6 protein-coding genes and 1 pseudogene are annotated in these 3,729 nt (G+C 39.5%); 5 read left to right on the top strand and 2 right to left on the bottom strand.

Annotated features, from left to right (window positions below; translation table 11 throughout):
* Positions 1-163: pseudogene (locus tag RW092_RS12530) on the top strand (IS5/IS1182 family transposase); the annotation flags it as partial.
* Positions 164-388: 225 nt separating this feature from the next.
* Here the strand turns inward: RW092_RS12530 and RW092_RS12525 are convergent.
* Positions 389-721: a hypothetical protein gene (locus RW092_RS12525; protein ID WP_316010355.1), complete on the bottom strand. Its 333-nt coding sequence runs from the start codon at positions 719-721 to the stop codon at positions 389-391.
* Positions 722-747: 26 nt separating this feature from the next.
* On the opposite strand from RW092_RS12525, the gene RW092_RS12520 reads away from it, so the two are divergent.
* The gene (locus RW092_RS12520; protein WP_316010354.1) at positions 748-1,047 is read left to right on the top strand and encodes an amidoligase family protein; all 300 of its coding nucleotides are present in this window, start codon (positions 748-750) and stop codon (positions 1,045-1,047) included.
* Positions 1,048-1,082: 35 nt separating this feature from the next.
* A complete protein-coding gene (locus RW092_RS23825; RefSeq protein ID WP_410055535.1) occupies positions 1,083-1,328 on the top strand; it encodes a gamma-glutamylcyclotransferase family protein in 246 nt (81 codons plus the stop codon).
* 18 nt (positions 1,329-1,346) lie between these two features.
* Here the strand turns inward: RW092_RS23825 and RW092_RS12515 are convergent, their stop codons facing one another.
* On the bottom strand, positions 1,347-1,937 hold the full coding sequence (locus RW092_RS12515; RefSeq protein WP_316010353.1) for a phosphoribosyltransferase: 591 nt from the start codon (positions 1,935-1,937) through the stop codon (positions 1,347-1,349).
* Positions 1,938-2,142: 205 nt separating this feature from the next.
* On the opposite strand from RW092_RS12515, the gene RW092_RS12510 reads away from it, so the two are divergent.
* Both RW092_RS12510 and RW092_RS12505 read left to right on the top strand, forming a co-directional pair.
* Complete coding sequence (locus RW092_RS12510) at positions 2,143-3,147, top strand: DNA-processing protein DprA (RefSeq protein ID WP_316010352.1); 1,005 nt, start codon at positions 2,143-2,145, stop codon at positions 3,145-3,147.
* 15 nt (positions 3,148-3,162) lie between these two features.
* Positions 3,163-3,672 (top strand): HAD family hydrolase, encoded by a 510-nt coding sequence (locus tag RW092_RS12505; RefSeq protein WP_081992884.1) that lies wholly within the window; start codon positions 3,163-3,165, stop codon positions 3,670-3,672.
* The last annotated feature ends 57 nt before the right edge of the window (positions 3,673-3,729 follow it).

Below are 3,729 nucleotides of genomic sequence, written 5' to 3'. Positions count from 1 at the left end.
CAAGCGCAAATTGGGCCTAGGTCGCATTCGGGCGCGTGGCGCCGAAACCAGTTTGGCCGTCATCGCCCTTCAGTTTCTGGTCATGAATCTGGAGCGGCGACTGCGGGTTCTCTTTTTGCATTTTTTCAGACTGCTTGGGTTTAGAGACTTACGTTGGGTGTAAATGGAACGAATCTTGTTCAGCAAGCCCTAATTACGAACAGAAATTATCTTAAATTCAACAGGGCATGGCAAACCTGATCACCTTTTTAGCTTGGTAAATGCTTGGTGATCAGGTCATTTCCATACGACTCAATGAAGTATAAACCTATTTCTAATGCACTCCATCTCTTTATGGTCGATAAGCCCGATGTCGTTCAAGTTCTGAAGGAATTGATGGACGTTATCGTTACTTTCTATACCCGCAAATTTTGCGATCAAAATCCATGAGGACTTCAGTGGTCTTAGGAATGAAGGCGGCCTTAACCACACAGAACAGGCCGAATGGCATTTCAAGGTCGATTAATACATAAGTTGTGAGACAAGTACTAGGACTCCCCCGTTTATCAATTATCACAGAGGGGGTGTCAGTCATAAGCCCAGTATTCAATGCAAAGTGTTCCTCTTTCATTGGCAATAAAGAGAACTGGTCAGGTTCAACAGATAATATTTCGATTTGATCGGTATAATCTAATTCAGACAGTAGCGCATCGCTGACTTCGATGGCGCGGTGCATCTTCATGCTCCAGACAACGAAAAAATGACGTATTGAGCGGTGATTCCGCAAAGCTCTATAAAGTGGAACTGGTCTCTCCTGTATTTCAATATTCGGATATCGAAACGGTACAACAAATCGTTCGGTTGCTTCGCAAAGCTGGCGCAAAGGCAATCAATTCCTGTGGAATTCATGTACACATTGATGCTTCCTGTCACATGCCGAGAACGCTTCGTAATCTGATTAACATCATGGCATCTAAGGAAGATTTGCTTTATAAAGCGCTCAATGTGAACGCTGAACGGCAAATGAGTTATGCTCGCAAAGTGAGCCGACCCTCGTTGAAACGGTAAATAAATGCAACCGAACAAGATGAAAGAGTTGGGGTATTGCTTCACTTGATCGATATGAGGGCTATCATCGGTTTTATACACGCGGAGTTGTTCGGGTGCTACAATATGATGGTTCCGAGATCGAAGCGTTCACCTATTGGATGCCGAAGGGATATGTTTTCACGGAACCTTCCGCAGAATATCTACTGACGGTGCAGCAAGGCTATAAAGATTTTGGACTCAATCTGGTGCCGTTAATGATGGCATATCAAGATGTTAATAATAAATGCGCCCCTAATTAAGGGGCGCGGATAGTTCACTTATGTAAGATTAGCGATGACCTTATTATTGTCCCAAACATTTAGGTCTCTTTCAGTCTTTCCTATACAGAGTATATCAATATCCTCCAATTGGTATTTACCAGTTTTAAGTAGGGTTTGGATAGCTGAAACAATAGCGCTTCCCGATGTAATAATATCATCGACTAGCAAAATTTTGCCCTCCGGTAAGGTTTTGTTATTATCTAAAGTAAAGACGCCTTTTTCTACTTTGTTTATCACGTCTAAAGTAGAACATCCTATTGCCGAAGAAATATAATCTGCAAAATGGTAGACTAATGGGTGTGTAGAACCAATCGGAATGACAGTCCTTGCATCTGTCCAATTAAAAAAGGATTCAAAAGTATCTAATAAATCTTCGTTAAAGAGATAATAATAAGAATTGGAGTTTTTATATTTTGATGAATATATCTTCCGACATAGATTTATATATCTTTCATGTTCCTCGTTGTTAGAATCCCATATTCTTGGTTCTCCAGTCACAGGCATGAAAGGCATTGCATAAAACACTTTTTTTTCCGTTAACATCCATCCACCAGTAGGTATATATACTGAACTCATGAAGATACTCAAAAGGAACCATCTCCCTAGTAAATTGTTACCATAAATAATAATATCACTATTTAGGACAAATAAGTAATCAGAATATAAAGTATGGTATAATTTATTTAACCAAACAAGCGTTCGCGCTCAATTGTCGATTTAATCATATTCAAGTAATATTAAAATATTGGAAATTCGCGTCAGTTATATAATGTATAGCATTTGGAGGGATAACATGCTTCAGGCGTTACATATCCTTACTTTATTAAATTTAAGTGGTTACGGAAGAAATACTGTACATGGAATCTTGGGAGTTACTGAATTTGTTCCGTCTACTCTACAAGATTTAATGGATATAATTAAGGACTCTAGTGAAAAAGTTGCTCGTGTAAAAGTCCCAGAACAAGTAATGCTGGAAAACGCGTATAAAAAAGCGCAGTTATCATTGGAAAGGTGCGAAAGACTGGGTATAAAGGTTTTAGGGTTTAATGATCCAGAGTTTCCAGTAAGACTTAAGGTTATCCCTAATCCACCTGTGCTTATTTTTGTTCGGGGAAATTTGGATTCGTTAAACAGTGAGTTATCTGTAGCTGTGATCGGCACCCGTGAGCCATCATCATATGGCGGAGTGTGTGGGAATAGATTTGGAAAAATATTCGCAGAAAAAGGACTCGTCGTGGTTAGTGGTCTTGCCAAGGGTATCGATACTACTGGTCATCGTGGGTGTATAGAGGGTGGTGGCCAGACCATTGCAGTTCTAGCCCAAGGATTGGATACACCTGTTTATCCAAAAGAAAACCGAGATCTTGCAGAGGAGATCATTGCAACCGGTGGATGTTTAATAAGTGAATACGATTTAGGCGAAAGAGGAAGACCTAACTTTTTTGTGGAAAGAGATCGCCTGCAAAGCGGATTAAGCGCGGGAGTTGTCGTCATTGAGACAGATATTAAAGGTGGCACTATGCATACTGTTGGCTTTTGCTTGGAGCAAGGAAAACCATTGGGTTGCCTAAATCATCCGGAGAAATTTTTAATTAATAATGACAAATCCAGAGGAAATCAAAAATTGATAAAAGATGGGAAAGCAATCCCTTTGTTCAGTGTAGACGATATAGAGCTGTTTCTCTCTAAAATGAAAAGAACATCAGAAGTACAATACGTTCCCAAAGAATTACCTGTAAAAAAACCGAGTGTAAAATCTAATCCTGATGATGATGTGGAGCAAATGACTTTATTCTAAAAGGATGCGAAAAATATGGCAGTGATCTTCGATCTAGATCAAACCTTAATCGATTCTTCTGCAGCAGAACCTTTAAGGAGAGCACGGGAATGGAGCCGTGTATATAATATGATCCCGCAACTATTACCTTTTCCTGGTATCAATGATATGTTAAAACTGCTAGATCAAAAAAACATTCCATATTCCATTGTGACTTCTAGTCCTAGTTCGTACTGTTCTCGGGTAATACATTATTGGAAGTGGAAAGTACATTCTACGGTTTGCTATCATGATACGCAAAGGCGAAAGCCACATCCTGATCCAATGAATTTAGCGGTTACAAAGCTTGGTGTGCCTAAAGAATTAGTTGTATCAGTCGGTGATGATGCAAGGGATGTTGAAGCTGCTAAGAGCGCTGGAATCATATCAGTTGGAGCTCTTTGGGGTGCAGAAAATAAAAGCGAACTTTTAGCATCTTCTCCTGATTTTTTGTTTGATAAAGTAGATCAGCTAGTGCAATTTTTAAATGATCGTTACTTAAATTGAGTGTTTTGCATAATTCCGTTTCAGAGAAGAAGCGATAGCATATTCACTGTCGTTAAG

The organism is Paenibacillus sp. 3LSP (genome assembly GCF_032465655.1).
Lineage (GTDB): Bacteria > Bacillota > Bacilli > Paenibacillales > Paenibacillaceae > Fontibacillus > Fontibacillus barengoltzii.
Note: the sequence above shows the minus strand (reverse complement) of the source record. Positions and strands in the feature narration are given on the sequence as shown.

Bases quoted from the DNA above. Each gene is read 5' to 3' on its own strand.
- RW092_RS12525 (WP_316010355.1), bottom strand. From the start codon at position 721: ATGAAGATGCACCGCGCCATCGAAGTCAGCGATGCGCTACTGTCTGAA.
- RW092_RS12510 (WP_316010352.1), top strand. From the start codon at position 2,143: ATGCTTCAGGCGTTACATATCCTTACTTTATTAAATTTAAGTGGTTAC.
- RW092_RS12505 (WP_081992884.1), top strand. From the start codon at position 3,163: ATGGCAGTGATCTTCGATCTAGATCAAACCTTAATCGATTCTTCTGCA.